We start from the raw sequence: 25,809 nt of genomic DNA, 5'->3' as shown, positions 1-25,809 counted from the left end.
AGTTCTGCAATTTTTTTAAAATTTCACAATTCTCACAATTCTCACAATTCTCACAATTCTCACAATTTTTTAATAAGCCACCATGAGCGTTCAACGATCTATACAAGACATCAATCAACTTAGTCCCGCGCAATTTGTCGAGCTTCTTGGCGGCATTTTCGAGCACTCTCCCTGGGTTGCCGAGCGCGCCTGTGTACAGCGCCCCTTTGCTCTGGTACGGGACTTGCATCAAGCCATGGCAGACGCTGTCATGTCGGCACCGCTCCCGATGCAACTTGCCTTAATCCGCGCGCATCCCGAGCTGGCAGGTAAGGCGGCAGTGCGTGGCGAGCTGACTGCAGAGTCGATGCGTGAGCAAAGTGGTGCAGGTTTGAGCGAATGCAGTGCGGACGAATTTGCAACTTTGCAAAAACTGAACGCTAGCTACAACGCCAAATTTGGTTTTCCGTTTGTGATTGCAGTACGTGGCCATGACCGTCATAGCATCATTGCGCATTTTTCACGTCGCCTGGAGTCCACGCAAGAGGTCGAAACACAAGAATGCCTGGAGCAGATTATTAAAATAGGCGGATTTCGTTTGGCGGATGTAGTGCATGACTAAGCTATTTTTGAGTGTGATGTATTGCAGCTCACCGCTCACCGCTAATTGAGCCCGAAAAAGTCCTTTCTGGTAATCGTTTTGTAGTCGAGATCCGCAACAATCCGCAGCAATACGTCACAAGCCATTGCAGTATTTCACTTAACCATAAAGGACATCCAATGAAAAATTTGTTTAAACCATACCGCATCAAATCTCTTGCCTGTACCTTGCTGGCACTCAGCACGGTACAGGCGCTGGCCGCCGACTGGAGTGATACAGCGGTCAGCTGGCGTCATGGCAGTCAGTTCGCCGAACCGTTTAATCCGGCGGATATCAGTAAAGATATTTTTGCCCTGACACACGTCAGCGGCTACAAATACGGCACGAATTTTTTCAATGTCGATTTTTTGCAATCAGACAGCAAGGACCCCGCTTCTGCGACTCAAAAGTCGGGTGCTCAGGAAGCCTATGTGGTCTACAGAAATACCATTGATTTTGGCAAGCTACAGGGGCGCGATATCAAATTCGGCCCTGTCCGTGGCGTCGGTGCCACGATCGGTTTTGACTGGAATACCAAAAATGATGCGGGCTACAATTCACGCAAACGCATGCTGGTAGCGGGTCCTACGTTAATGTGGGATGTCCCTGGTTTTTTGAATACCAGCTTGCTGCTTCTGAGTGAAAGCAATGCCCCGTCCATCGTATCAAGTCGCTATACCTATAAAACTCATGCGATGCTGACCGCGAACTGGGGTATTCCGCTGGCAGACAGCCTGGCTTTTGAGGGCTACGCGAATCTGATCGCCAGTAAAGGTAAGGACGAAGTCGGTGCAGAGACTGGCACAGAGACTAATGTTGATGCCCAGATCATGTACGATCTGGGGTCGCAAATGAGTCTGGCAAAAAATACCTTGCGTGTCGGATTGGAATACCAGTACTGGAATAATAAATTCGGTAATACCTCTGCCACGACCTTTGGCAAAGGTTATAAAGCCAGCACGCCGATGGTCAGGGTTGAGTACCATTTTTAAGCCGAATAACTAAGCTAAACTAAGCAACTAGATCAATGGCGTTTCTGTATTGGCGGCGCCATTTTTATTTGCCGAACGGATTAGTGGTCGTCACAATTTGCCTGTCGGGCGGCGTAGTTGGGGCAGAATTAGCCGGGGCAACGTAGCCATCACTCAAGGTTTTCAAAAAGGCCAGAAGGTCATCAATCTCCGCTTCGCTAAATACCGGTCCGGTAGACTTAGGACGATTAAACGGTGGTCTGTCATTGATGATATTGGCTTGATAGGCCAGTGGTAAATCGTTCGGTATGCCAGTCGGACCATACCAGCGTTGCGGGTCGCTATTGCGGGTTGAATAAAAACTGATGACCTCGCGTAGATTATTGAAGACTCCGTTGTGCATAAATGCCTGCCGCTCTGCAACATTGCGCAGACTGACCATTCTGAATTTTCCGCAAAATTGTTCTATCGTGACATTGGCAGGCACGTTGGTCAGTGCAGGTTTGCTACGCACCGGACCGCATAAACCCAGATCATAAAATCCCGGATTGCTGTTAAGTGGAATATTTTTATTCCGTGGGATACCCGTTGCGTAATACGTAAATTCTGAAAACAACGAATCCCTGGGATTCTTCGATGCCGGGTTCATCAGATGGCAGGATGCACAATTGCCTCGATTCGTATCGACAAACAATTTCATGCCGCGATTTTCTGCTGCGTTCAATGCAACCTGACCTTGTACAAAGAAGTCATATTTCGAACTGAATTGCTGGTGCGAAGAGCTTGCTTCAAATGCGGCAATTGCGACGCCGATTTTTTCAAAAGCAATCGTCGGATTACTAAAAATAGCGGCACCAAACTCAGCCCGTATGAGATTCGCATAGGCTGATCCAGCCACTTTATTGACGACACTTGCCGCGCTCGGATTGTTCATTTCGGCTGCGGCAAGAAACGGTGCAAGTGCTTGCAATGCCAGAGTATCAGCGCGGCCATCCCAGAAATGCCCACCCTGTACTTCGACGACGCCGTTCTCGATTTTAAATGAGAAGACCGGCACAAACGTATTGTAGGCGTTGCTCATAGCATTCCGTTGTCCGACTACACCGGGTCGGCTACCGAGTGGTACACCTATCCTTGAGCCGTTATTACTCGCAAAGCCAGTATTCACATTGTGGCAGCTCACACAAGCGGTGCCTGCCGGTTCTGATAAATTTTTATCGGTGAAGAGTCGTTGTCCGATTGTCTCCAGGCGAGTCAGTGCCGCCGCCGGTGGATTCGGTACGCTGGGTACAGCAGGCGCTTGCGCGAATGTATTCGTGCAGATATGCAGCAAGCCGACTAACAGCACAATCCACACAACCGGACGTGGAATACGTTGGTCAGAGGCAGTGGTAGAGATAGTCATGATTCGTCTCCAAAACAGGAAAATTTGCATTCAGATGGGCAGCAGGATGATTTTTGTTACTGCTGCTTTCACCTTAATGTGCAAATGTGTAGAAATCATGGAGAGAAAGAATCGGCATCCCCTATTTTTAATAAGCTCAGAATGTTGTTGCTAAGACCTGATCAACCGCATCGATGAATTTACTTTGTATTGGATTACTTCATGATTTATCCACAATTGAGGAGTACTCTTGGCAATTGAATATCGTGAGAATATTCTCTTCATTCAACGCTCCCATCCGCTTACGAACCGGTTTTATGCGACTCACCATAGCAAAGAAAATTTCCTCCTCTGTCATTCTGATACTGGTGATCAGTGTGGTGGTCATGGCTGGCTTAACGAGTAACAACTTGCAAAAGGGATTCAATACGTATTTGCAGCAAAAGCAAGAGCAAGAGTTGCAAATCGTGAGCACGGCGATGGCAAATTATTACCGGGAGAATGCGAGTTTTGAGGGACTTAAACATAATCCGGTCGGCGTACGGCGGGTCATTGATCGCGGGCTAGGACGGGAGCACGGACGACGCTTGGAGATAGGGGCAGAGCATGAACCGTATCGTCAGCAAAATCATCCGCCACGTCGTGATTCTGCCAATCAGGCAACCCGAGAAGCACGAGATCCGGAAGCTACTGGCCTTGGTAACGTGAGTCCAGCCGCGGACGGTTCTCCAAGAGCGATGCCTGGGCCAGAGCACAGGCTAGCCTACAACAATTCGGATCGGCCATTTCCGCCGCAGCATCGTCCACCATTAAACCGCCCGGTTCCTGCCGCTGATTCTGTATCTGCAGAATTGCCAGTCCAAGCAGGTAATCAGAATCTGAGCCAGCCACCACGAACACTACCAAGCCCTCAGCTACCGCCACCACCGGTCAATGATTTTTTTAGTGTGGCACCTCGGGTCTCGCTGATTGCTGCGGACGGCACGCCAGTCTTCGGCGCCTTACGGATGGGGGCGAATCAAATACAAAGTCGGGTTGTCGTAGATGGTCAGCAAGTCGGTACGGTGATTGCTCCGATACCGCAGTTTGTGTTGGATAAGACTAACGCCGGTTTTGTGGATACGCAGTTAAAAAATATATTCTGGATTGCGGTGTGTCTGATTCTGGTTGCGATGCTATTCAGTATCTGGCTCGGTGCCCATTTAGTGCGGCCGATTGCAGAATTACGCCGGGTCACCCGGGAGATTGCATCAGGCAAATTACAGGCACGAGCTGATGTGGGTAACCAGGATGAACTCGGCGATCTTGCTCAGCATGTCAATTCTATGGCGCAGGCGCTTGAGCTTAACGAGCAACATCGAGGAAAGATGCTGGCAGATGTTTCACACGAATTGCGTACCCCGTTGACCGTCATGCGGGGCGAAATAGAGGCGCTGCTCGATGGTATCCGGGTACTTGACCGTGCGGCGATGGTCTCGCTGCATGCTGAGGTGCTGCAATTAAATAAACTGGTCGATGATCTGCGCCAGCTCACTCTGGCAGATGCGGGCAATCTGGTTTTTCATTTTTCGCCATTGAATTTGACGGCATTGATAGCCGAGGTAAGTGAGCGCTTCCGCTTGCGTATGCACAAGGCGCAATTGCAGTTCGAGTTGCGTTTACCGGCTGAGGCCGTGATGATTGATGCAGACGCTAGCCGAATTACACAGGTTATCGTCAATCTTCTGGAAAACAGTCTGCGATATACCGACGCCGGTGGTCAGGTCTCTTTGGCGTTAATAACAAACAAAGGCCTCGCGCTGATCGGTATTGAAGATAGCGCACCTGGCGTAGCTCTGGGCAGTCATGAGAAATTATTTGACCGCTTATATCGAGATGATCTGGCGAGGACGCGAGACGGCAGCGGCAGTGGATTGGGATTATCGATTTGTCGTGCGATGATTCAGGCACACCGTGGTGAAATAAAGGCGATGCCATCACCGCTAGGTGGTGTCAAAATAGTGATTGCATTAGCAACCAGAAACTAACTATTCCTACCATCGTATGCCAGCAAGCAAAATCCTGATTGTCGAGGACGATTATAAAATTGCCAGCGTGTTGCAGGATTATTTGCATGCCAGTGCGTATCTGACAGAACATGTGGCGAATGGCTTGGATGCTGTATCGGCGATGCGACAGGGTGGTTTTTCTTTGCTACTTCTCGACCTGATGTTACCGGGACTCGATGGTGTACAGGTCTGTCAGGCGGTACGTCAGTTCAGTAGCATTCCCATCATCATGTTAACCGCGAGAGTGGAAGAAATTGATAAGCTGATTGGTCTCGACGCTGGTGCTGACGACTATGTCTGCAAGCCATTCAGTCCGCGTGAGGTCGTTGCGAGAGTGAACGCGCAGCTTAGACGTAGCGGTATGCATGCCGTTGCGCTGCCGGAGAGTCGTTCTGTATTTGTTGTCGATGCCGACAAGATGCTGATTCTGGTTCGCGGCCTCGCCTTAACTCTGACGCCTGCCGAGTTTCGTATTCTGGCGGAGTTGATACGACATCCTGGGCGAGTCTATTCGCGCCAGCAGTTGCTGACGATTTCTAGCGACGAATTGCGTGACAGCAGTGATCGAACGGTTGATTCCCATATTAAAAATATCCGCAAAAAAATCACTGAGCGCCTGCCTGAACTCGACTGCCTGCAATCGGTGTATGGTGTCGGTTATCGTTTTGAGATGGCGACCTGACACCGTCAGCCTCATGTCCTGAGGTTCTATGGCATATTGGCGGTTCTCCGCCTATGATGCCTGTTCATGAAAATCACATCCCGTACCGCTTTGCTCTTAACTTTGCCGCCGCTGCTCTGGGCGGGTAATGCTGTGGTAGGACGGCTGGCGGTGGGCAGCATGCCACCACTATTACTCAACGCCTGTCGCTGGAGTCTAGCGCTGCTGGTGTTGCTGCCGCTGGGTTGGCGGGCCTTGCGGCATCCGCGCGACCTGCTGGTGCGCTGGCGTTATCTGTTGCTGCTTGGCGGCCTGGGTGTGGGGTGCTATAACGCGCTGCAGTATCTGGCATTACGCACTTCGACTCCGTTAAATGTGACGCTGATTGCGGCGAGCTTGCCGGTGTGGATGTTGCTGTTAGGCGCGACCGTGTATCGCGAAAAGCCGCGCCGTAATCAAATTCTGGGTGCGGTATTTTCTTTACTCGGCGTGGCACTGGTGCTCTCGCGTGGCCAGTTGTCTGCATTGGCGCAGGTTCAGTTTGTGCCGGGTGATTTGTATATGCTGCTCGCGGTGATGGCCTGGGCTGGCTATAGCTGGTTACTGGCGCGTCCGCCGCGGTCGATGCAAGGTGCGATGCGTCCCGTTTGGGGCTGGGCTGAATTTTTACTGGTGCAGACGAGTTGCGGTCTGATCTTTGCGGGCAGTGCAGCAGGTCTGGAGCACATGACGGCCGCGCCTGTGCACTGGACGCCCTGGTTGATCCTGGCCTTGTTGTATGTCGCGATAGGTCCGTCAGTGATTGCCTACCGTTGCTGGGGTCTGGGTGTGGCCGAAGTCGGCCCGACGCTGGCTGCTTTTTTTGGCAATCTGACACCGGTATTTGCCGCGATCTTATCGGCGCTGATGCTGGGTGTCTGGCCGCAATGGTTTCACGCGCTGGCGTTTGTGCTGATCGCCGCAGGCATTGTCGTGTCGTCCAGACCGGATTAGTGCGTGTCTGGAAATGAATATACTCACCTAAGTATATTTTCAATTACCTTATACAGCATGCGGATAAAGGCATATTGGTGATGAAATAATGGGGAGTATAGGTGTTGCAGCATCTATTTTCTGGGTTTTTAAAAAATAATCAGATCGCTGCGAATCGATTCATGCCGTTGCTGTCTCTCAGGTTTTTGCCACAGGTTTATCACGAGATCATTCTGTGGCGTGATGTTGAAGCGCTGAGAATCAGGGAAATCGCCAGCGATTTGAAGCTCAGCACCGCTGTGACAAAAAGCCATCTGCATCGCTTAATGATTCTGGACGTAGCGATCCAGTTCATTGAGCCATTGCTGTTTCTGCTCCGGCGCGGCAAACGAGGCGCAAAAACTGTTCTTGGCAAGTTGGATTAATTCTTCACGCGTCAAGGCCAGTGCATCGGCGGTCGCGATGAAATTTGTCGTCATATAGCCGCCGAAATATGCCGGATCATCAGAATTAATCGTCACGCATAAACCCGCACGCAGCATGCGCGCCAGATTGTGTTGCTGTAAATCGCTGACGACGCACAGCTTCAGATTCGATAGCGGGCAAACCGTCAGCGGCATCTGGGTTTGCACAAGTTTGTGCATCAGTGCCGCATCTTCTTCAGCGCGGACGCCATGATCGATGCGCTCGACTTGCAGTACATCCAGCGCACTGTGAATATACGCCGGCGGACCTTCTTCACCGGCATGTGCAACTAGCCGGAAGCCGAGTTCGCGACATTGGGCAAAGACGGCGGCGAACTTCTCAGGCGGATTGCCGACTTCGGCGGAATCGAGTCCTATGCCATTCCACAGATCCGCGTACTGACTGCGTAAAGGCAATGCAGCAGCCAGTGTCTCGAAAGCGTCTTCCTCACTCAAATGACGCAGGAAGCACAGGATCATGCTGCCAGAAAAATCATGGGCGGCTTTCGCTTCGCGCAAAGCACGGGCGATTCCTGCAAATACGATTGCTGTGCTGATACCACGCGCCGTATGGGTTTGCGGGTCGAAGAATAATTCAACATGACGCACATTGTCTGCCCGGGCACGCTCAATATACGCCATGGTCAGGTCGTAAAAATCCTGCTCGGTTTGTAATACAGCCGCCCCGGCATAATACAAATCTAAAAACGATTGCAGATCGCTGAAGTTATAAGCAGCGCGTACTTCTTCCACCGAGGAATACGCTAATTGGACCGCATTACGTTGCGCCAGTGCGAACATTAATTCGGGTTCGAGTGAGCCTTCAATGTGCAGATGGAGTTCGGCTTTTGGCAAGCCGCGAATGAAATCATGTAAGTTGCTAGTCATTGTGTCGCTCTTCGCTGATCATATTGTGTAGGTTGGAATGCTATTGTTGCCGCTGAGTCTGCAATTCATTACCCTGGTACGGGTATTGTCGGCGGCAACATCGGACCATCGTTGCAATAATTGCGCCGCCACTGCGACGGCAATCACGCCGGGTTCTTTGCCGGTGATGCCGGGTATGCCGACAGGGCACACCATATTTTCTAAGGTCGTGGCGCTGAATCCCCGCTCACGCAGCCGATGCTCAAAACTCGCACGTTTGGTTTTCGAGCCGATCAGGCCGAACCAGGCGATGTCCTGACGGCGCAAGATTTGTTCACTGAGGCGCAGATCCAGACCATGATGGTGTGTCATGACCAAAAAATAACTTCCGGGAGGCGCTTGGGCGATCACCGCTTCGGGTGTGTCAGTTGCTTCGCAGATCACATTGACCGAGGTATCCGTAGGAAATAAATGATCGCGTTCATCGATCCAGTGAATCTGACATGGCGTAGCGGATAAAACCTTGACCAGTGCGGCACCGACATGACCGGCACCGAACAGATAGAGTTGCGGTACCGCCGCTTGCTGCTGCCGGTAGTCTTGAAGATGGCGGTCAAATTCGGCATCACTCCATTGATCTAGCCGGTCAAATTGTAATTCCAGCGCGCCACCGCAGCACTGACCCAGACTAGGGCCGAGTGCCAGTCGCTCATAACGTGGCGACGTCGTTTGTCCCGGCGCTTCTTTCATCCATAAGCGTGCAATGGCCAGGGCTTTCCATTCAAGATGACCGCCGCCGATAGTGCCGTATTGGCTAGTTGCATTGACCAGCATGCGGGTGCCCTCGCCTCGCGGTGTAGAGCCGTGCGACCTGATAATCGTGACCAGCACCGCTTGCCGTGAGGCAGGCAAAGCTTGTAGTCCGGTAAGCCAGTCTTGAGGAGAAATAGTGGGCATGACGATAGAGCCGAATGGTGTTTTATCAAGATAACACCGTTCACTCAGATCGTCATTAATAGGAAGTGATGTCGCGTATTGCCTGAGCTGATGTTAGCGAACCTGAGAATACGATGCCGTCTCAGCCAATCGTGCTTAGTGTGACCAGACGCGCTGCCCCATGTAATCGTCGAACTGGGCAAGAAATTCATCAATTTCTTCGATACTGGGTTCTGTGGCGATCAGCTCGTGCACGTCTTTGCGGAAATTAATAACTTGCGGACCGCCGATGAATAATTCTTTATGCACGGATTTATCGGTGATCTCATAGCCACCAAAGCGCAGAGCCTCATGGTCGGTATCCGCGCCATATTCCACGACGCTATATTGTTCGCTGTTATAGATGAGGTTCATTGTGCATCCTTTCAAAAAACGAAATCGTTGATTTCTCTTGTTAAGGACATGGTGCTGGACTGGCGGTATTTCAAGTCCGCGTATTGTGTAGTGTATCGGCGCTGACGACGATCATCGTCCTGTTATCGTACAGTCAGACAGGTGTAGTAAGGCTCTCTTATCGTTGGTTACGGCGTCATGTGGCCAGAGCTTTAATCGTATTTTACAGAATCTGCTGATCCGGATTGAGGCGAAGCAAATCGAGATACGGCGCCTGTGATAAAAATGTACGGATCTTGTCGATATGCTCAGTACTGGCAATGCCAATGAATAGCTGGGCTGGTCGCTGGCGCAGCAGGCGATTCAAGGTGACACGCATGGCGAGATTGCCGATGCAGCACATGCAGCCTGGTGCAATACGCTGAAGCAGTAGCGTGGGGGAATTGCTGAGTACGGAGTCACCGCTTGGTAAGCCTTCAAGGATGATGGCAATGCGATGTCCAGGGGTGTGGAGTTCTGTGCCTGTTACTGAAGTTTCGATGAGGTTCTTGACCGAAGGTACGGTCAGATCCGCGATCAGATCCACAATTAAGGCTTCTCTTTGCTGATAATTGCCGCCACTGACTAGAGTAACTGAGGTAACCGAGGTAACTGATGTTACTGAGTTGACTGAAGTAGGTGACGGCAAGGGTAGAGGCAGGATTTATTCGCCGCGCTTGGCGTATTTCACGGACTCGACACCGAGCTGTTTGAGCTTGCGATACAGGTGAGTGCGTTCCAGGCCAGTTTTTTCTGCCACGCGTGTCATGCTGCCACCTTCACGGTTTAGATGGTATTCAAAGTAAATACGCTCAAACGCATCGCGTGCTTCTCTCAAGGGCAGATCAAATGACAGATTCGCGAATTGATTATTGACTACCGGTGCAGGGTTTTGTGGCGCGACGAAATTACGCGATTCAAAATTGCTGACGCTGGAAGGGAAGTTGCTGCTGATATTGCCCTGTGCGTTTCCGAGGGACTCACCAGTAATCACACGCAGTGCCGGCGGAGCGGGACGCGTGACTTCGGGCGTTCTGGTCAGACCTTGCTGAACCGCTTTCAGCAGTTTTTGCAGGGCGATCGGTTTTTCCAGGAAGTTCAGCGCACCGATGCGGGTTGCTTCAACTGCCGTATCGATCGTGGCATGACCTGACATCATGATGACCGGCATGGTCAGCATGCCATCACGCTGCCATTCTTTAAGCAAGGTCACGCCATCCGTGTCCGGCATCCAGATATCGAGCAAGACCAGATCCGGGCGCGCTGCCGCTCTGGCTTCGCGCGCCTGTTGTGCATTTTCTGCCAGTTGTACGACGTGTCCCTCATCGCCCAAAATCTCCGAGAGCAATTCCCGGATACCCATTTCGTCATCAACGACCAATATGTTTGCCATAAATCTACCCTATTAAATTCTTGCCATTACCATGTTGTGTTCCTCTGCCGGGTTCCATCAAACATGGCAATAGTTAGACTCAAATTAAGTGACATTTGAATCCGGTGCTAACTTTAACAGCAAAATCGATATTTTTGCACCGTTTGTATCGCTACGATTTTGAATATCAATTCTACCGCCGTGTTCATCAATGATTTTTTTGACCATTGCCAGTCCTAAACCTGTGCCGCGCGGTTTGGACGTTGCATAGGGCTCAAACGCCCGCGCCAGAATTTTGCTGGAAAATCCTGGTCCGTTATCGACAATCGACAGCCGGACCGCCGCCCGCTCGCCCTTGTCGGCACTGGTATAACGGACAACTTCTGTGACGACATCGATTTGCGGCGGCACATCAGGTTTGGCATTATCAGCGACGGCATCTTGCGCATTTTGCAGTAAATTATGAATGACCTGACGTAACTGTGTTGCATCACCCATAACGGCGGGTAGGTCGCTTGCGAGTCTGAGTTTGATCGCATCACGACCGTCACCGGCGATATACAGATGCAAGACTTCATCGATCAGACCGGACAGATTCAGCGGCGTCAATACCGCTGGCGGGGTTTTGGCATAGTCGCGGAAATCGTCCACCATGCGCTTCATGGAGGTGACCTGATTGACGATAGTGCTGGTGCTTTTATTCAGGATAGCGACATCGGTTTCACCGAGTTTGTCGCGCAACTTCATTTGCAGACGTTCGGCAGACAACTGGATCGGCGTCAGCGGATTTTTAATTTCGTGAGCGAGGCGACGTGCGACTTCTCCCCACGCAATCGAACGCTGCGCGGAAATGATGCTGCTGATGTCATCGAAGACTACAACGTAGCCATTACCTGAGGCGACCGGCAAATGTGAGCCGCGTGCCAGCAGTGTGATGCCCTGCTCTTCGGTATTGTTGGGCGCGGTGTTCTCGGTCATATTGGTTTGCAGACGCGGAATTTCGATTTGCTGTTGCCAGTGCTGCGCGTTTTGGTCCTCGCCGCCTGCTGCAGATTGTGCATGTTGTTCCGAAAAGGCTTTATCAACTGCGGCCGCGAAAGCGCTCATGCCTTCGATCTCTGCGATAGGTTTGCCTATTTCTTGTTCCAGACTGCGTTGCAGGATACGCTCGACAGATTCATTGCAGGTCACCAGATGCGAATGTTGATCCAGTACCATCACGCCTGCTGACATGTTCGCAAGAACTGATTCCAGATACGCTTTGGCGTTTTCAAGTTCATTGCGATTTTTTTCGACAGCAGCGCGGGCATCGAACAACTGGCGCGTCATCGTGTTGAAGGATTGCGTCAGGCTACCCAATTCATCCGAAGTGGTAATGATAGGGCGCGGTGAGAGATTGCCCTCGGCAACGGCTTTGGTACCCTCTGCCAGCAGCAGTAAGGGGCGGGCGAGTTCACCCGAGATCAGGAACGCACTGGTGATCGCGGCGAAAATTGCCAGCAATAAAGTCAGTGTCAGCGTGAAGATATACATGGTCTTCAAGCTGCCGCGACCTAATGATCGCACCTGATACTCACCCCAGGCGCTGCGCAAGGCTTCGGCGTGGGTCGCCAGTGAGGCTGGCACAGGATGGATCAATTGCAGATAAACAGGCTCATTCTGTAACGATAGGCCACCGCCGGAGGTTTGCAGCGCAACCACTACTCGTGAGCGCAGGATATTACGCGGCTCCGCAGCCAGCACGGGCCGGCTGGCACCTGCTTTGGCGGCGGCATCATCGGTTTGCAGGCTAGGTTCGGTATTTCCTTCGGTTGCTGCATAAGCTCGCGACACGCGCGCCTGCCGTATCATGGCTGGTGTGGGAAGTTCTGGCACCAGGCTACCCATATTGCCAGTCGCGGTTGCAACCAGGCGTCCTTTGCCGTTGACGATGGTTGCTTCTTGCACCTCCATCTGTTCGCGCAGGCGTCCGAGTTTGATTGATAGTGAGGTTTCTGAGGGCTCAGCTAGCTGGCTCGCCATATTCTGCGCTTTGGATTGCAGGTCTGACAGCGAAAATTCGAGCGCGCTGTGACCCAGAGTCAGGCCGGATTCCAGTGCGGATTCGACTTTGACATCGAACCAGGATTCAATCGAGCGTGACACGAACTGCACCGAGACTACGTAGATGACGGCGCCAGGCAAGATGCCGACCATGGCAAATAACAGAACCAGCCGGGTCATCAGGCGCGAGCCGAACTCCCTGGTACGGTAGCGGCTGAACAAGCGCCATAACAGCGTCAATACCAATAACAGCAGCGCACCTGCGACGACGGCATTGGCACCCAGCAGCCAGCCGTAAAAATGCTCAAAGCTGGCAGAATTTTCTGATGCAGTGGTTAGGAAGAATAGCAAGATGCTCATCAGAGCACCGCCAATAATCAGGGCGTACCGGAGAAAACGAGTCACTTATCCTCTGCCTTGAAGGTAAATCTTTTCCAGTCAGACGACAGGCGCCAGTCACTGTTATTCAGAGCGTTAATTAAAAAAGGCTTGGGGAGCTGATTCAGGTCGAGCCGTAGACGCACCGCCACGTTATATACCGCACCGTTGGTCAGGACCCCGCGCTCGGCAACTAGCCAGCGCCGCGGGCGTAAGACCAGAGCCAGCGCCTCATCGAGAGAATTAAAATTTTGTTGCAGACTACCGTTGATCGCCGCCGTATATTGGCGAGTCCAGAGGTTGTAGGCGATTTTGACAGTTTGTGATGAGCGTATGGTTTTTTCGTCAAACCAGTACCAGCGTGGCCGGCTGAGTTCGACCTCGGTCGTGAAGACCATAGGAATACCGCGCGTAATAGCATCTTCTAGCCCATGCCCCAGTTCAAAAGCAAAGCTGGTGGCGATCCGGTAGCCTTCTTCGCTGCTTTCGAGTCTGGCGGACGTCACTTCGGCCTCGGCGGCATTCGCAACCGGAAGAATAAGCAAACTCAGCAAGATGAACCAGACCATCAGCAACGCATGACGTAGCGGATAGCAAAAGCGTCTGATCATAAGAGTATGAAAAGGCGGAGCGAGGATCATGGTTGTCTAGGGGCGAAAGATGCTATTTGCTGCATCATAGCTTGAAAGTCCCTTGAAATCGCATGAACTTGAATCAGACCGCCGGTTTTTGGAATAAAGCATAGAACAAACCGTCATGATCGTTGTTGCCATCCGACGCTGCTGGCAATGCTGTCGGTAACAATTGACCCGGTGCATCCAGACGGATCGCGTTATGACGTTGCGCAAACGCAGCAGCTTGCAATTCTGATTCCATGGGCCAGATGGAGCAGGTGACTAACAGCAGCTTGCCCCCGGGTTTGAGCATCGTCCAGAGATTATCGAGAATCCGTGCCGACAATACCGAGAGCTGAACCGCATCGGCCTTGCGGCGCAGCCAGCGAATATCCGGGTGACGACGTACGATACCGGATGCAGTACAAGGTACGTCGGCCAGAATCCGGTCAAACGCCTGGCCATCCCACCAGCCACTGCGGCTAGCGTCACCGGTTTTAATATCGGCAGACAGTTTCAGCCGGAATAAGTTTTCACGGATACGCGTCAGCCGTTGCGGATCAGAATCCAGCGCCAGCACATGCACATTCGCGGTCTCAAGAATATGGCAGGTCTTGCCTCCCGGCGCGGCGCATGCATCGAGTACCCGCATGCCATCTTGCAAATCTAATAAACCGGCAGCCAGTTGCGCTGCAGCGTCCTGAACTGACACTACGCCTTGTTCAAAACCGGGAATCTGTGTAACCGGTACAGGCTTGGTCAGACGTACAGCGTGAGCGCCTACTTGCGTGGCATCGATTTGCTGGCTTTGTAGCGTCGCCAGATAGGCGTCGGTTGTACTCAAGCGCTGATTGACGCGCAAGGTCAGTGGTGGCGCCTGGTTGCCCGTTCGCAGGATGTCTTGCCATTGTGCCGGATACGCTGCTTTGCACTGATCGACCCACCATTGCGGATAATTCCAGAGTGCGGCTGGCTGCTTCATGACGCTCGGTAGCAGGCTATCTTGCTCACGTAAAAAGCGCCGCAAAATCGCATTAACCATGCCTTTGGCATGCGCCATATGTGGATTTGATGCAGCGGCATTGACCGCCTGATCGACGACGACGAACGCTTCGTAAGGTAATTCCGATAATTCCACATCGTCGCTAGCATCGCTCTTGACCAGCAAGGTCAGCGCGCAGCATAGCAAGCCATATAGCAGTGCAGGTTCAGGCGCTTTGGTGGTCATGGCGGTTAGCAAAGCGTCTACCCGACCGACCTGACGCATGGTGCGATACGAAATATCCTGAATCGCACCGCGTATTTGAGGTATGGCTTTGGTCTGGGCAAAAACTTTTGCCAGTGCTTGCGGCAAAGCGGTTCCCTCCAGCACGTAGGCGACTGCCTGCGCTGCACCGACCAGACTAAATGCCAGAGAGTCTGATTTGATCTCAAGATAAGTCACGCCCGGCTCTGATGCCACCACCCTCTGTAAGGTCTCCTGAATCGGGGGCGGGCGGTTGACAACGGCTTTTGCAGCTGCGGTTTTGCCGCTAGCTGTCCTTGTTGTCGTTGTCTTTACCGTTTTGCCAGCAGGGCGGGTAATCGTTTTTCTTGGGGGAGGAAGCATATTAATTCTTAGTTAAAGCCAGTTTGAGTCCTAATGCCACAAAGGCAGCGCCTACGGTGCGCTCCAGCCAGACCTTGATCTGCGGATTGCGACCCGCGCGGCGCGCTAGTGTACCAGCCAAAAAGGCTGTTCCACTATTCCAGGCAGTGCTCATCAAGACAAAGGTTGTGCCCAGGATCAAAAATGCCGTAGTTTTGTGATCCGAATCGACCTGGACAAATTGCGGGAAGAACGATAGAAAAAACAGGACGACTTTGGGATTCAGGATGTTCGTCACCACCGCCTGCCAGAAGATTTTTTGCAAAGGGCGAATATCTTGTGGCACCGGCGCATCGGTCGGGTGAGCGGGTTTAGCCAGCATCATCCGAATACCGAGATAGACCAGATAAGCGCCGCCTGCGAGTTTGATGATGCCAAAAGCGGTCGCTGACGTAGCGAGCAAGGCAGTCAGACCAAATGCCGACGCAATCGAATGGAATAAACAGCCGACCGAGATGCCCAGCGCGGACACCAGACCGGCAGCACGGCCTTGTGCGACGCTGCGGCCAATGATGTATGCGGTGTCGGGGCCGGGTGTTGCATTCAGCAGCATGACTGCCAGACAAAATAAACCAAAATTGACAATGCCGAAACTAGACATCATGAGACTCCGGAAAAAGGTAAAAAATTCGAGTGAGCGTCGCCAGCCAGCGCAGACATCAAGCCCGGCAAGATCAGGTTGTCAGCTCGTCAGGTCTTGCTGTGTCGGGGTGAAATGCTGTTGCTCAAGCCAGGTACGTAAGTCATCAAAGACTCTGGTCGCTTCCAGTTCATTAAAGATTTCATGATAAAAACCTTCGTAGAAAAAAGCCTGAGCAGTGTCCTGTGGCAGTCGTGCAAAAAAGCGCTGACTGCCTTCCGGATCCACCAGATGATCGTCGGCGGCCACCTGCATCAGAACCGGGATTTTTAAGTGCGTCGCGTGATCATGCGCATACTCCATGGCAGACAGCATGCTATTAAGCAGGCGGGCGCTGATTTTGGCATGGACCAGCGGATCGTCTTCATAGGCTTTGATGACTTCGGCATCATGTGAGAGGTATTTGGTTTTTAAGCCATTCGGGATGCCGACGCCGGGGATCAGGACGCTCGCGACTTTTAGCAGGACATGCTGAAAACCTGACATCGGGACTGCCAGCGCAGGCGATGACAGGAGCAGTGCACGGATCGGCGCCAGACCTTCAGTCGCAAAACGTGCGGCAAACAAACCGCCCATGCTGTGACCAAATAGTAGCGGCGGGGCACTCAGGTGCTTGCTGAAGTCGTTGATAACCAGGCGTGCATCACGCAACAAAGTTTCCTCATCAGGACAATCGCCGCGAGCGCCGCCGGATTTGCCATGGCCGCGATGGTCATAGGTGCGCACGGTAAAACCGAGTGCATTAAAGAATCGTGCAACGTGCGCATATCGTCCGCAGTGTTCGCCCAGACCGTGCATGATCACGATACCGTCATGCACAGGCGTACTATCGTTTTGCAAGGGCAGCGGCCAGTCGCGAACGAATAAAGGCGTATCGTCCGTGGCGATCAGGTCGAACTCGACTGTTTTATCGATATGCGAGGTCATGAATTCAGACGCCCCACATCACTTCACGTTGCATTTTGTGTGCGGCATGCAGCATTTCCAGCAAAGGATAAACGCGGGTCGAGAAGCTCACAGTTTCTACTTTTTCATGATCGTTATCATCACGGTCGTCATTGTGATGAGCGTCGATATCGCGCTTTACTTCCTCAGAGACCGGATGCGCCTTGCTCTCGGCAACGGCCGCTTCAATCAGTGCAATTGCGTTGGCTGTTTCAGCAGGTGTGATGATGCCCTGATCGACATTCTTGTTGAGTATTTCCAGAACACGGCGTGCATGTTCCTTATACATGGTGACTTCGGTTGATGCTTTAGATTTGAAAGTGATTAACATGAACTACTCCTCTTTGGGTTGTTTCAATGGGTCACTAAAACGGGATTTGATCATTCAATGCTTAAGCCGTACAGATAAGCGGATCTCAGTTCCACAGCCTTAGTTTCAATAATAATCCTAAAAACCGAACTAGGAAGTTTAGCAATGCAGCAAATTGTAAAAAACGGACAGAACACTTTCCAGATCGTGTTATTTATTTTGAAGCAAATTTCTTTATGGTTTTTAGTGAAAATCCCTGGCTTTAGCCTTGCTGGTCACAAACAGCAGCCAGATCACCGCCTGAATTAGCACGCAAACACCAAAGCTGGCACGCATGGCACTGACGACCGGCCAGCCCGCGCTTTGAAACAAATCAATGGCGATGCCAACACCCCATTGCGTCGAAAAAGCACCGACAAACATCAATAAGTTATAGGCAGTGCTGACGCGTCCCGACAAACTTACCGGAAACGTCAGACAGACATGTGTCTGCACCAGCGTTAATACGGTGTAGAACAATGCCATCAATAGCCACAGCATCCATGCCCAGTCTGCCTGGATCAGCAAGATCAGACTTTGCGTCAGAATCGACCCGGCCAGGCCGATACTCACGACCGTCGGTACTGGCCAGCCAGCTCTGCCGGGCGCTGCAATCTTGCGCGGTGCCCACCAGCCCAATGCCAGATAGCCAAGCAACAACACCAGGTTCAGCATAAACAAGGCCTGCGCCGATGCATTTTTATCCATGCCCAGCACCGTGATCATCCACGGACCAGCCCATAAGGTCTGAAACGCAACGAAAATACCTTGTACGACAAAACCCAGCATGCCCATACGGCGAAAATAAGGATCGCTAAAGATTTCACGGTAACCGCCAGCGGCAGGCGTTTTGCCTGCGCTAGTTGAATTCACCGGTGTGCTGAACGACTGCTCTGCGTCTTTCAGCAAAAAAAACAAGGCGGTCGCGACCAGTAATAACAAGCCGCTGGTAATCCAGAACACGCCACGCCAGCCGATGGCAGGCAGCGCCGCATTCACTGGTACCGTAGCGATCAGTGCACCGGAGGTACCCGCAACCAGCATCCAGCTGGCGAGCTGGCTCTGTTGTTGTGGCGCGAACCACTGGCGATAGGCTTTAAATGAGGCCATCAGACACGCCGAGACACCTACGCCAATCAAGGCGCGACCTATCCATAGACCGAGCAAGCTATGGCTCATGGCAAAAATCGCTGCGCCGAGTGCCGCGAATAAGAGCAGCGTGGATTCGGTACGACGGGCGCCATATTGATCGAGCCAGATACCAAGCGGCAGTTGCATGCAGCCAAAACTCACGAAGTAAGCGGAAGACAACAAACCCAGATCCGCATTGCCGAGATGAAGTTCTGCGATCAGGGACGGTGCGATAACCGCATTGACCGCACGCAAGGCGTACGACAGCAGATAGCCGGATGCAAAACACAGAAAAACACGGATCGCAGCGCGGCCTTGCAGGGGGAAGGTTTTCAAATGCGGGCGGCCTAATTAATTTTGAACGAGGTCATATAGGTGTCGATGGCATCACGTGTCACCGCTTTTTCACGTCCCATCACAATCACCTGATAAACCCAGGGGCCGCGTGTGACGAACTTCGCAGCAAGTATGACGGGCTGACCATTTTGCAGATTGCCGCGTGCCTCGATATCGCTTCCTTGCAGTGTTGTGCTGGTTTTTTCGCTGGTGATGGTACCGTGAATATTGCTGAGCATACCGCTCTTCATTGCAGCCAGCACGGCGGGGATTTTAGTCGCGTCGTCAATTTTTGCACTGCCTATCGCAAAGCTGACACCATCCGCATCTGCGCCAGTCATCTGCATGGTCAGCGTTACACCTTCCAATTGCATGGCACGTGAATACGTCGATGGCTTGGCAGGCAATAGTATGCTGTAAGGCGCATCGCCACCGCGCACTTCACGCCAATCGAACTTGGGAGAGCAGGCGCACAGCAGCACTGCGCAACATAGTGCGGCGAAGCTGGCGGAGTAATGGCGAGCAGTGCAACGTGGTGTGGAGAGTGACGCGGACAAGGATGGCAGTGAGAATAATGAGAAGGACATAGAGACGATAAACTCATCACCTGTTATCAGGCGGTTTGCTGGAGAAGAGAAACGTATTGTATGCCACACGAGGCATATCGGCATCTGCCAGCGGATTTTTCGCATACCGCGGATGTAGTTGCGCATGGATACAGCCTCAAATGCTTTACCGCTTATCTGTTGCAATCACAGCTCAATCCCCCTACTCTGCCATTGGTCGCATGGCGATGGATAGAGGTTTTTGTTTGAAATACAGTGTGCTCATTGGCAGTTGAATGCCATCTCAACAATGTCACTAAGCGAAGGAATTGAATCATGAATCAGCAACAAGATCATCAAGCTAACGAGCAAAGCAGCCAGCAAAATAAGGAACAAAACAAGGAGCACACTACGCTACAGGCCATCACCGCCTTGTTGCGTGACTTGCTGTCTGAATTCGTCGCTCTGGCACGTCGTGGTTTGCGCTGGGCAAATCGGCTGCCTATGCCTCAGTTGTTATCGCTGGCAATCGGTGTCGCCTTATTGCTGACGATCTTACCTCTGGCCTTAACCCTGTTCATGGTGTTTTTAATCATCAAAGTGCTGCTGTTATGCAGCGTACTGGCGACCCGCAAGGCGCGTCAACGCGGACCCCGTTTAGAGTTCTCGCGGCCCGCTGAGTCCGGCACCGCAGGCAAGGATGAAGGCGTTCAATGAGTTCCCGCAACGGAGATAACCACATCCTGACGGTCGTCCTGGATATTTTTGAGACGGCGACTGTCTTGTGGTGGCGCTTCTTCGACTGGGTCGCCGTGATGTCGTGGAAGACGCTGGGCGTAGTCGTACTGACCGCCTTCATCATCGCTGCACCTGTGTTGAAATTGCCTGAGCTGGGTTTGTTTTTTGTGGTGATCTCGGTCGCCATCAAAGTGCTCGCAGGCGGGAAGCGCAGTGCAGATTTAAAGGCTGCAGAAGCTACCAGTAAGGCCAATGTCGAAGCTCTGGAACGACGTCTGATGGAAGCGCAAATGGCCGCGTTGCAGGCGCAGATCGAACCCCATTTTTTATTTAATACTCTGGCTCTGATCGGACAACTGATTGAGACCGATCCTTTGCAGGCATCACAAATTCATACGCATCTGATTCAATATCTGCGTTCTGCCATGCCGCAGATGCGGGAAAAAAATACCGGCAGGCTAGGGCAGCAAGTCGCGCTCTCTCGTGCATATTTGAACATCATGCAAGCACGTATGCGTGACCGCTTGACGGTGAATTTTGATGTCCCCGTGTATTTGGCGGATGCGGCGTTTCCGTCGATGATGCTACAGACTCTGGTTGAGAATTCGATCAAGCACGGACTGGAGCCAAAGACTGAAGGTGGCCATATCGATATCCGTGCAGGTCTGGCCGGTAGGCATTTGCAGGTGACCGTCAAGGATAACGGCGTTGGTTTTGACGTACATGCCGATGACGGTATAGGCTTAAGTAATATCCGTGAACGATTGAAGGTGCTGTACGGACAAGAAGCACAACTCCTGATTGAGGCACCGCTGGATGGTGGTGCGCAAGTCAGTATTTCTGTACCGTATTCACCGGGCTAGATTCAATCGCAGCGTATTTTAAAATAGGAGGATAAACCCTTTGACTACCGCCATGATTGTTGATGACGAACCGCCGATGCGCGAGCAGTTGCGCGCCCGTTTGCACGAGGTCTGGCCAGAATTGCAGATCGTTGCCGAGGCGGGAAACGGCGTCGCTGCAGTCGAGCTCACTGCACTCCATCATCCGCAGATTATTTTTCTCGATATCCGTATGCCAGGTCAAAGCGGTATCGAAGCGGCGCGCCAACTGCTCGGTCAGGCGCATGTTGTCTTTGTGACGGCCTATGACGAATACGCGGTACAGGCTTTTGAACAAGGTGCGGTCGATTATTTGTTAAAGCCAGTAGATATCGAACGCCTGCGCACAACCTGCGAACGGATACGTCAGAGAATTGCAGTCTCATCTGCGGTATCGCCTCAGCCGAGCACCAGTATGAATACGGGCAGCAGCGGTAGCGCTGCTAACAAGCCGCAGGCAGCATCGCCGAGCGAACAGATCATGCAGTTGCTGAATCAGCTCAGACAGCATCAACAGCCCAAGCGCGACTATCTACGCTGGATACAGGCCAGCGTCGGCAGTAGTTTGCGCATGATCAGCACCCGCGAGATTTTATTTTTTCAATCGGATGAAAAATATACCCGCGTGCAAACCGATACCACCGAAGTGCTGATCCGTAAAACGCTGAAAGAACTTGAAGATGAACTTGATCCCGATGAATTCTGGCGCATCCACCGCTCTACCTTGGTGCGGGTGGATGCGATCACCGAAGTCGTCCGTGATTTTCGCGGACGACAATTAGTGCAGCTCAAAAATCATCCTGAAAAACTCGAAGTCAGCCGTAATCACTCACACTTATTTCAGCAGATGTAAGTGTCGTCAATGCGGTGCCGGCTGAAACGCCCGCACTGCTAGCGTCACACCCGCGCACAGCAAGACCACACCAATCAGGATTTGCGGTGCTGGCAAACTACCACGCAGGATAAACGCGTACAACAAGGCGGACAGTGTTTCAAACACGATCAATTGTCCGGCGAGACTGGTAGGGAGTTTTTGACTGGCGAGGTTCCATAACAGCGTTCCCAGCCAGGATGCCAGCAAACCTAAGGCTGCCATGACAAGAACAAACTTCAACGGCGTGCTTCCCAAAGGAAATGCAAAAACTGCTCCGCTAACGGCAGCGCCAGAATCTCGCTGTAGCCAAGCAAAGGCGCCATATCCAAGATAGCCGATCAGTGCCAGCGGCAGCGTTGCCAGACCTTGCGCCGTTGCCCAGGTGCTGGAGCTGATATGCGAATGCACCTTCATATAGCGACCATTCATGATCGGGTACCAGGTCCAGGCCGCGACCGCAATCAGCGCAATCAGACCACCTTTGACATAGTCAGCAAGACTGCGCTGGCTGTTGAGACTCACTTCGGTGAAATGCGCCATTTCAGCCGCATTTACAAAGAGTAATCCCGCCAGAATAATCAGCAAAGGCAAGGCCAGTTTTTTCCACGCGATACTGTCGCCGGGATGGTGCGGTGACCAGTTGGAACAGATCGCGATTACTACGGGCAGCATGCCGATGAGCATGGTCGGCAGCGGCGCATCCGCAAGCTGAATTGCCGTGGCAAGCGCGGAGTAATAAATGATATTACCGACCAGCGCGAGTTTCAGCGCAGCTAGCCAGTCCTGACGACGTAATTGCAAAATACGCTGACGGTCAAACCACGCAGGAACCAAGGCGATCAGGCCAAACGCTGCATAGCGGCCAAACGACAAAATAACACCCGGATAATCCGGCAAAATCAGCGGCGTGATGAATACCAGTCCCCATAACAAGCCTGCGCCGAGTGCGGCAAGTACGCCGCTCAGCATGGGATGCCATTGAATAAAAAGAGCGGCATAGTGTGAAATAACATGGTCATGGTCGTCGTTGGTAATGGAGTTTTTACGTAGTCGATCCTGCGAAGGCAGGAGTCTAGCGGCTTTCATTGGCTGACCGACGTCAATGGTCAGCGGATTCTGATTTTCTTGGTGCTGCTGGAATGAGTCACTTTACAGATAATTCTCTGATCCCTTGAGCTCTGCATGTATGAGCACATGAGCACATGAGCATGTGTCAACCAGGCTTGCCGTATCAATCGTCTGTCCGACATCATCCCAGATTTTTCATCACACCGCTTTACCGCCGCAAATGGATTTATCGCTGGCATTTTTGGATGATGCATACTTCAGCGGTGTAAGCGCCTGCACTATCTGCCAGGGGTTTCCTGCTTTTTACCAGCGATGACACAATTCGCACCAGAAAGATGAAATGCTCTGCAGGATTTGTTACCATGACATATCACCATATTTGATCGGTCTCGCGATGTCACTCCGTTACTCCCTGTGCTTATGCATCTGCGCAATGACTTTGCTCTCGGCTTGTGATCGTCTTGGTCTGCCCGACCCCGCCAAAGAAGCCGCCACTAAAGAAGCCGATGCCCGTGCGACCGGCAGTGCCTGCCGTCATTCTGGCCGGGCGATTGAGGACTGTTATGCCCTCAATCCTGATGCATCACGCGCTGCAGTCTACGCTGGCTGGAAAGAAATGAACGACTACATGCGTGAAAACAAGATCGAGACCGTCAAGCCAGAAAAAGAACTGGAAGCTCCGGCCAAAGCAGATGAAAGCGCGAGTGCCTCTGCCAGTGCCTCCGCATCTGCTTCCGCCAGCGCAAGTTCAAAATCCTCTAAATCTTCTCACTAGTAGTCCGCGGGCTGGCTGAGCGGCATGGTACAAACAGCCTCATTCATGCAATCCGCAAATCTGCGCAGGATGCATCGTTACCACCTGATGTTTAACATACTCCTATAGGGTATTTTTAAAATCACTAGGTAATTAGAGTGGATTAGGCCCTATTTTCTTAAAAAGAAGGGGAGTATATGTCCCCGCTATGTAATGAACTATCGACTCATGCAGGCTGCGGATCTCACCGCAGTCTATGCCATACAAAAGCTATGCTACCTCCCCGCGATGGTCGAACCACTTGCTTTACTCCAGTCACGCTGGCATTCGACGCCCGATACCAGTTGGGTCGCTGAGGATGAGCAAGGTGTTTGCGCCTACCTGTTTGCCTATCTCTCGGTACGAGGCAAGATCACATGTTTAGGCGCTGATTTTGCCATTGCTGCTTCTCCCGATTGCCTATATCTGCATGATCTCGCGGTCGACCCGCGCGCGGCAGGACAAGGCGCAGGAGCTGGCTTGGTACAAACTGCTTTGCAGAATGCCATGGGTTTGCGGTATTCTTGCCTGGTATCAGTACAAAGCACCCGTCAGTTCTGGCAACGGCAAGGCTACACCGAACAGATAGAACTGGACCAAGAGCAGCAGGCTTGTCTGGAGACTTACACCGGACTCGCTTCGTATTGGGTCAAACTTCTGACCGCACCATCAACAGCAGCGAGCACTGCTGTTACCGTTCAAAAAGGATTATGTATGCACCCGAATGCCAAGTTGTTAGAACAATTTTATTCCGCATTTCAACGTCTGGATGCTGAAACGATGGCGGCTTGTTATGCCGCTGATGTTGAATTCTCTGATCCGGTTTTTCCGAGTCTGCAAGGTAGCGAAGCAGGTGACATGTGGCGCATGCTGACTTCGAAGGCACAGAATTTTTCTATCGTCTTCGACGGTATCAGCGCTGATGATCAGCGCGGTCAGGCGCATTGGGTCGCGACCTACACTTTTTCACAAACCGGCCGCACCGTGGTCAACGACATCCAGGCAAATTTCGCTTTTCGCGACGGCAAGATCGTCAACCACCACGATCATTTTGATCTCTGGACATGGTCACGCCAGGCACTGGGATTAAAAGGTCTGCTGCTGGGGTGGACGCCGGTTGTCAGAAATGCGATTCAGGCGCAGGCGGCGAAGGGGTTGGCGATATTTCGTAGTAAGAAATAGTTTGTTTCGGGTTTGTCGAAAACCGAAAGTCGACATTGCTATTTTAATGATTAAATTGAGCTTCAAGTGAGTCAGGACTGACCGAAATAATTGGCCTTAAATGGCAATACTAACTAATTCTTCAATGGCAGCTTTCCCAGTACCGATTAACAGATTCCGCTCCCTGATCCAGGTTGTCGCGACGCCAACCAATAAGAAATGGGACACTGGGTTTGCTTCATTTTGGTCAAAGAGAAGAAAGATTGGTGAGCCGCTGATCCCGTGTGGTTTTGGAAACGAGCGACCTGCCCCGTCTAACCCAAAGCTTCGCTTGCGATCGAAATGAAGGCAGATATGGGAGTCTTGATTGACCCCATTTTCCGCGTATGTCGATGCTGGCACAGACATGCCAATGAACCCGTAGGGCGATACTCGAATCTCTGCAGGATAATTGCGTGTACGAGATCGCGAAGCTGGGAACCCGACTAGTCCATATCTGGCGGTAAGAGAAACAGCTTTTTTTGGCTTTAGCCAAGATAGTGGAATCGCGTACTTTTCTACGTCAAGATATGGGGGGAGGTTAGTGCCACTAAGTTGCACTGCTGCCAAGTCAATTCGATCAGTCTCTCGCGAACCGAAGTGACGGTTCGTTGCCAAAGAACCAGTCAGGAATCTTTTAACATTTGACTCACTGTAGTAATAAATCTCAGCAGGATTTGTTTGTTCAAAGACATGCGCTGCAGACATAAGCAGCAATGAGGTTTTCAATTGTACAAAGAAACCCGTGCCTATAAGCGCAGGTATGCCATCACTATCTATATAGAGTGGTACAGATAGCTTTGTGAGAGTCTTGAATGCACTCTCGAAGGTGGCTGCCAATAAAGTCAAAATCGTTGAGAAGTATTTATCTTGGTAGCATTAATCAAGTCAAAAAATTCT

27 protein-coding genes and 1 pseudogene are annotated in these 25,809 nt (G+C 51.9%); 12 read left to right on the top strand and 16 right to left on the bottom strand.

The genetic code is table 11. The annotated features are described in order from the left end of the window. Positions 1-82 precede the first annotated feature (82 nt). Positions 83-601: a 2-oxo-4-hydroxy-4-carboxy-5-ureidoimidazoline decarboxylase gene (uraD, locus tag ACO0K3_RS10935; RefSeq protein WP_422984494.1), complete on the top strand. Its 519-nt coding sequence runs from the start codon at positions 83-85 to the stop codon at positions 599-601. Between the two features lie 158 nt (positions 602-759). Continuing rightward, positions 760-1,611, top strand: coding sequence for an outer envelope protein (locus ACO0K3_RS10930; RefSeq protein WP_422984492.1), 852 nt, complete (start codon positions 760-762; stop codon positions 1,609-1,611). A 64-nt stretch (positions 1,612-1,675) separates the two neighbouring features. Here ACO0K3_RS10930 and ACO0K3_RS10925 read toward each other — a convergent pair whose 3' ends face one another. Then, positions 1,676-2,995 (bottom strand): cytochrome-c peroxidase, encoded by a 1,320-nt coding sequence (locus tag ACO0K3_RS10925; protein WP_422984490.1) that lies wholly within the window; start codon positions 2,993-2,995, stop codon positions 1,676-1,678. Positions 2,996-3,291: 296 nt separating this feature from the next. Here ACO0K3_RS10925 and ACO0K3_RS10920 point away from each other — a divergent pair, with 296 nt between their 5' ends. The 4 genes from ACO0K3_RS10920 (at position 3,292) to ACO0K3_RS10905 (ending at position 7,080) form a co-directional block, all read left to right on the top strand. Next, on the top strand, positions 3,292-5,001 hold the full coding sequence (locus tag ACO0K3_RS10920) for an ATP-binding protein (protein ID WP_422984488.1): 1,710 nt from the start codon (positions 3,292-3,294) through the stop codon (positions 4,999-5,001). A gap of 16 nt (positions 5,002-5,017) precedes the next feature. Beyond that, the gene (locus tag ACO0K3_RS10915; protein WP_422984486.1) at positions 5,018-5,704 is read left to right on the top strand and encodes a response regulator; all 687 of its coding nucleotides are present in this window, start codon (positions 5,018-5,020) and stop codon (positions 5,702-5,704) included. Positions 5,705-5,770: 66 nt separating this feature from the next. Then, positions 5,771-6,676: a DMT family transporter gene (locus ACO0K3_RS10910; RefSeq protein WP_422984484.1), complete on the top strand. Its 906-nt coding sequence runs from the start codon at positions 5,771-5,773 to the stop codon at positions 6,674-6,676. A 161-nt stretch (positions 6,677-6,837) separates the two neighbouring features. Beyond that, positions 6,838-7,080 (top strand): sigma factor-like helix-turn-helix DNA-binding protein, encoded by a 243-nt coding sequence (locus tag ACO0K3_RS10905; RefSeq protein WP_422984839.1) that lies wholly within the window; start codon positions 6,838-6,840, stop codon positions 7,078-7,080. Here ACO0K3_RS10905 and ACO0K3_RS10900 read toward each other — a convergent pair. The 13 genes from ACO0K3_RS10900 to ACO0K3_RS10840 all read right to left on the bottom strand — a co-directional run bounded on the left by ACO0K3_RS10900 (position 6,979) and on the right by ACO0K3_RS10840 (position 19,523). Further along, entirely contained in the window at positions 6,979-8,007 is a 1,029-nt protein-coding gene (locus tag ACO0K3_RS10900) for an adenosine deaminase (RefSeq protein ID WP_422984482.1), read from the bottom strand. The genes ACO0K3_RS10905 and ACO0K3_RS10900 overlap by 102 nt on opposite strands. 18 nt (positions 8,008-8,025) lie before the next feature. Continuing rightward, positions 8,026-8,943, bottom strand: coding sequence for a xanthine dehydrogenase accessory protein XdhC (gene xdhC / locus ACO0K3_RS10895; RefSeq protein WP_422984480.1), 918 nt, complete (start codon positions 8,941-8,943; stop codon positions 8,026-8,028). A 135-nt stretch (positions 8,944-9,078) separates the two neighbouring features. Beyond that, the gene (locus tag ACO0K3_RS10890) at positions 9,079-9,336 is read right to left on the bottom strand and encodes a BTH_I0359 family protein (protein WP_422955023.1); all 258 of its coding nucleotides are present in this window, start codon (positions 9,334-9,336) and stop codon (positions 9,079-9,081) included. Between the two features lie 202 nt (positions 9,337-9,538). Next, complete coding sequence (locus ACO0K3_RS10885; protein WP_422984478.1) at positions 9,539-10,003, bottom strand: GTPase; 465 nt, start codon at positions 10,001-10,003, stop codon at positions 9,539-9,541. A 15-nt stretch (positions 10,004-10,018) separates the two neighbouring features. Continuing rightward, positions 10,019-10,747 (bottom strand): response regulator, encoded by a 729-nt coding sequence (locus ACO0K3_RS10880; protein WP_422955021.1) that lies wholly within the window; start codon positions 10,745-10,747, stop codon positions 10,019-10,021. A gap of 84 nt (positions 10,748-10,831) precedes the next feature. Beyond that, positions 10,832-13,174 carry a sensor histidine kinase gene (locus ACO0K3_RS10875; RefSeq protein ID WP_422984476.1) on the bottom strand — a complete coding sequence of 781 codons (2,343 nt, stop codon included), beginning with the start codon at positions 13,172-13,174 and terminating at the stop codon, positions 10,832-10,834. Then, complete coding sequence (locus ACO0K3_RS10870) at positions 13,171-13,758, bottom strand: DUF4390 domain-containing protein (RefSeq protein ID WP_422984474.1); 588 nt, start codon at positions 13,756-13,758, stop codon at positions 13,171-13,173. The genes ACO0K3_RS10875 and ACO0K3_RS10870 overlap by 4 nt, the downstream gene beginning before the upstream one ends. 103 nt (positions 13,759-13,861) lie before the next feature. Further along, complete coding sequence (gene rsmB / locus ACO0K3_RS10865) at positions 13,862-15,370, bottom strand: 16S rRNA (cytosine(967)-C(5))-methyltransferase RsmB (protein WP_422984472.1); 1,509 nt, start codon at positions 15,368-15,370, stop codon at positions 13,862-13,864. A 1-nt stretch (position 15,371) separates the two neighbouring features. After that, positions 15,372-16,010: a LysE family translocator gene (locus ACO0K3_RS10860; RefSeq protein ID WP_422984837.1), complete on the bottom strand. Its 639-nt coding sequence runs from the start codon at positions 16,008-16,010 to the stop codon at positions 15,372-15,374. An 81-nt stretch (positions 16,011-16,091) separates the two neighbouring features. Further along, on the bottom strand, positions 16,092-16,976 hold the full coding sequence (locus ACO0K3_RS10855; protein WP_422984470.1) for a lysophospholipase: 885 nt from the start codon (positions 16,974-16,976) through the stop codon (positions 16,092-16,094). A 4-nt stretch (positions 16,977-16,980) separates the two neighbouring features. Then, positions 16,981-17,325: a DUF1840 domain-containing protein gene (locus ACO0K3_RS10850; RefSeq protein ID WP_422959039.1), complete on the bottom strand. Its 345-nt coding sequence runs from the start codon at positions 17,323-17,325 to the stop codon at positions 16,981-16,983. Between the two features lie 222 nt (positions 17,326-17,547). Then, entirely contained in the window at positions 17,548-18,810 is a 1,263-nt protein-coding gene (locus tag ACO0K3_RS10845; RefSeq protein WP_422984468.1) for an MFS transporter, read from the bottom strand. An 11-nt stretch (positions 18,811-18,821) separates the two neighbouring features. Beyond that, positions 18,822-19,523 (bottom strand): hypothetical protein, encoded by a 702-nt coding sequence (locus ACO0K3_RS10840; RefSeq protein ID WP_422984466.1) that lies wholly within the window; start codon positions 19,521-19,523, stop codon positions 18,822-18,824. A 168-nt stretch (positions 19,524-19,691) separates the two neighbouring features. On the opposite strand from ACO0K3_RS10840, the gene ACO0K3_RS10835 reads away from it, so the two are divergent. The 3 genes from ACO0K3_RS10835 to ACO0K3_RS10825 are packed head-to-tail and all read left to right on the top strand — an operon-like array spanning position 19,692 to position 21,827. Continuing rightward, positions 19,692-20,072, top strand: a complete 381-nt coding sequence (locus tag ACO0K3_RS10835) for a hypothetical protein (protein WP_422984464.1) — start codon at positions 19,692-19,694, stop codon at positions 20,070-20,072. Next, positions 20,069-20,956, top strand: a complete 888-nt coding sequence (locus tag ACO0K3_RS10830; protein WP_422984462.1) for a sensor histidine kinase — start codon at positions 20,069-20,071, stop codon at positions 20,954-20,956. The genes ACO0K3_RS10835 and ACO0K3_RS10830 overlap by 4 nt, the downstream gene beginning before the upstream one ends. 52 nt (positions 20,957-21,008) lie before the next feature. Further along, a complete protein-coding gene (locus tag ACO0K3_RS10825) occupies positions 21,009-21,827 on the top strand; it encodes a LytR/AlgR family response regulator transcription factor (protein ID WP_422984835.1) in 819 nt (272 codons plus the stop codon). A gap of 6 nt (positions 21,828-21,833) precedes the next feature. Here the strand turns inward: ACO0K3_RS10825 and ACO0K3_RS10820 are convergent, their stop codons facing one another. After that, positions 21,834-22,817, bottom strand: coding sequence for a DMT family transporter (locus ACO0K3_RS10820; protein WP_422984833.1), 984 nt, complete (start codon positions 22,815-22,817; stop codon positions 21,834-21,836). Between the two features lie 532 nt (positions 22,818-23,349). Here ACO0K3_RS10820 and ACO0K3_RS10815 point away from each other — a divergent pair. The 3 genes and pseudogenes from ACO0K3_RS10815 (at position 23,350) to ACO0K3_RS10805 (ending at position 24,891) form a co-directional block, all read left to right on the top strand. Next, on the top strand, positions 23,350-23,691 hold the full coding sequence (locus ACO0K3_RS10815; protein ID WP_422984460.1) for a hypothetical protein: 342 nt from the start codon (positions 23,350-23,352) through the stop codon (positions 23,689-23,691). A 192-nt stretch (positions 23,692-23,883) separates the two neighbouring features. Beyond that, a pseudogene (locus ACO0K3_RS10810) lies at positions 23,884-24,279 on the top strand (GNAT family N-acetyltransferase); the annotation flags it as partial. A 144-nt stretch (positions 24,280-24,423) separates the two neighbouring features. Then, positions 24,424-24,891 (top strand): nuclear transport factor 2 family protein, encoded by a 468-nt coding sequence (locus tag ACO0K3_RS10805; RefSeq protein ID WP_422984831.1) that lies wholly within the window; start codon positions 24,424-24,426, stop codon positions 24,889-24,891. Positions 24,892-24,987: 96 nt separating this feature from the next. On the opposite strand, the gene ACO0K3_RS10800 is transcribed toward ACO0K3_RS10805, so the two are convergent. Beyond that, positions 24,988-25,758 carry a hypothetical protein gene (locus ACO0K3_RS10800; protein WP_422984458.1) on the bottom strand — a complete coding sequence of 257 codons (771 nt, stop codon included), beginning with the start codon at positions 25,756-25,758 and terminating at the stop codon, positions 24,988-24,990. Positions 25,759-25,809 lie beyond the last annotated feature (51 nt).

This window comes from Undibacterium sp. Rencai35W, assembly GCF_049340185.1.
In the GTDB taxonomy this organism is placed as follows: domain Bacteria; phylum Pseudomonadota; class Gammaproteobacteria; order Burkholderiales; family Burkholderiaceae_D; genus Undibacterium.
Note: the sequence above shows the minus strand (reverse complement) of the source record. Positions and strands in the feature narration are given on the sequence as shown.

Coding starts and splice junctions, on each gene's coding strand:
- uraD (WP_422984494.1), top strand. CDS start 83: ATGAGCGTTCAACGATCTATACAAGACATCAATCAACTTAGTCCCGCG.
- ACO0K3_RS10930 (WP_422984492.1), top strand. CDS start 760: ATGAAAAATTTGTTTAAACCATACCGCATCAAATCTCTTGCCTGTACC.
- ACO0K3_RS10925 (WP_422984490.1), bottom strand. CDS start 2,995: ATGACTATCTCTACCACTGCCTCTGACCAACGTATTCCACGTCCGGTT.
- ACO0K3_RS10920 (WP_422984488.1), top strand. CDS start 3,292: ATGCGACTCACCATAGCAAAGAAAATTTCCTCCTCTGTCATTCTGATA.
- ACO0K3_RS10915 (WP_422984486.1), top strand. CDS start 5,018: ATGCCAGCAAGCAAAATCCTGATTGTCGAGGACGATTATAAAATTGCC.
- ACO0K3_RS10910 (WP_422984484.1), top strand. CDS start 5,771: ATGAAAATCACATCCCGTACCGCTTTGCTCTTAACTTTGCCGCCGCTG.
- ACO0K3_RS10905 (WP_422984839.1), top strand. CDS start 6,838: ATGCCGTTGCTGTCTCTCAGGTTTTTGCCACAGGTTTATCACGAGATC.
- ACO0K3_RS10900 (WP_422984482.1), bottom strand. CDS start 8,007: ATGACTAGCAACTTACATGATTTCATTCGCGGCTTGCCAAAAGCCGAA.
- xdhC (WP_422984480.1), bottom strand. CDS start 8,943: ATGCCCACTATTTCTCCTCAAGACTGGCTTACCGGACTACAAGCTTTG.
- ACO0K3_RS10890 (WP_422955023.1), bottom strand. CDS start 9,336: ATGAACCTCATCTATAACAGCGAACAATATAGCGTCGTGGAATATGGC.
- ACO0K3_RS10880 (WP_422955021.1), bottom strand. CDS start 10,747: ATGGCAAACATATTGGTCGTTGATGACGAAATGGGTATCCGGGAATTG.
- ACO0K3_RS10870 (WP_422984474.1), bottom strand. CDS start 13,758: ATGATCAGACGCTTTTGCTATCCGCTACGTCATGCGTTGCTGATGGTC.
- rsmB (WP_422984472.1), bottom strand. CDS start 15,370: ATGCTTCCTCCCCCAAGAAAAACGATTACCCGCCCTGCTGGCAAAACG.
- ACO0K3_RS10860 (WP_422984837.1), bottom strand. CDS start 16,010: ATGTCTAGTTTCGGCATTGTCAATTTTGGTTTATTTTGTCTGGCAGTC.
- ACO0K3_RS10855 (WP_422984470.1), bottom strand. CDS start 16,976: ATGACCTCGCATATCGATAAAACAGTCGAGTTCGACCTGATCGCCACG.
- ACO0K3_RS10850 (WP_422959039.1), bottom strand. CDS start 17,325: ATGTTAATCACTTTCAAATCTAAAGCATCAACCGAAGTCACCATGTAT.
- ACO0K3_RS10840 (WP_422984466.1), bottom strand. CDS start 19,523: ATGCGCAACTACATCCGCGGTATGCGAAAAATCCGCTGGCAGATGCCG.
- ACO0K3_RS10835 (WP_422984464.1), top strand. CDS start 19,692: ATGAATCAGCAACAAGATCATCAAGCTAACGAGCAAAGCAGCCAGCAA.
- ACO0K3_RS10830 (WP_422984462.1), top strand. CDS start 20,069: ATGAGTTCCCGCAACGGAGATAACCACATCCTGACGGTCGTCCTGGAT.
- ACO0K3_RS10825 (WP_422984835.1), top strand. CDS start 21,009: ATGATTGTTGATGACGAACCGCCGATGCGCGAGCAGTTGCGCGCCCGT.
- ACO0K3_RS10820 (WP_422984833.1), bottom strand. CDS start 22,817: ATGCTGAGCGGCGTACTTGCCGCACTCGGCGCAGGCTTGTTATGGGGA.
- ACO0K3_RS10815 (WP_422984460.1), top strand. CDS start 23,350: ATGACTTTGCTCTCGGCTTGTGATCGTCTTGGTCTGCCCGACCCCGCC.
- ACO0K3_RS10805 (WP_422984831.1), top strand. CDS start 24,424: ATGCACCCGAATGCCAAGTTGTTAGAACAATTTTATTCCGCATTTCAA.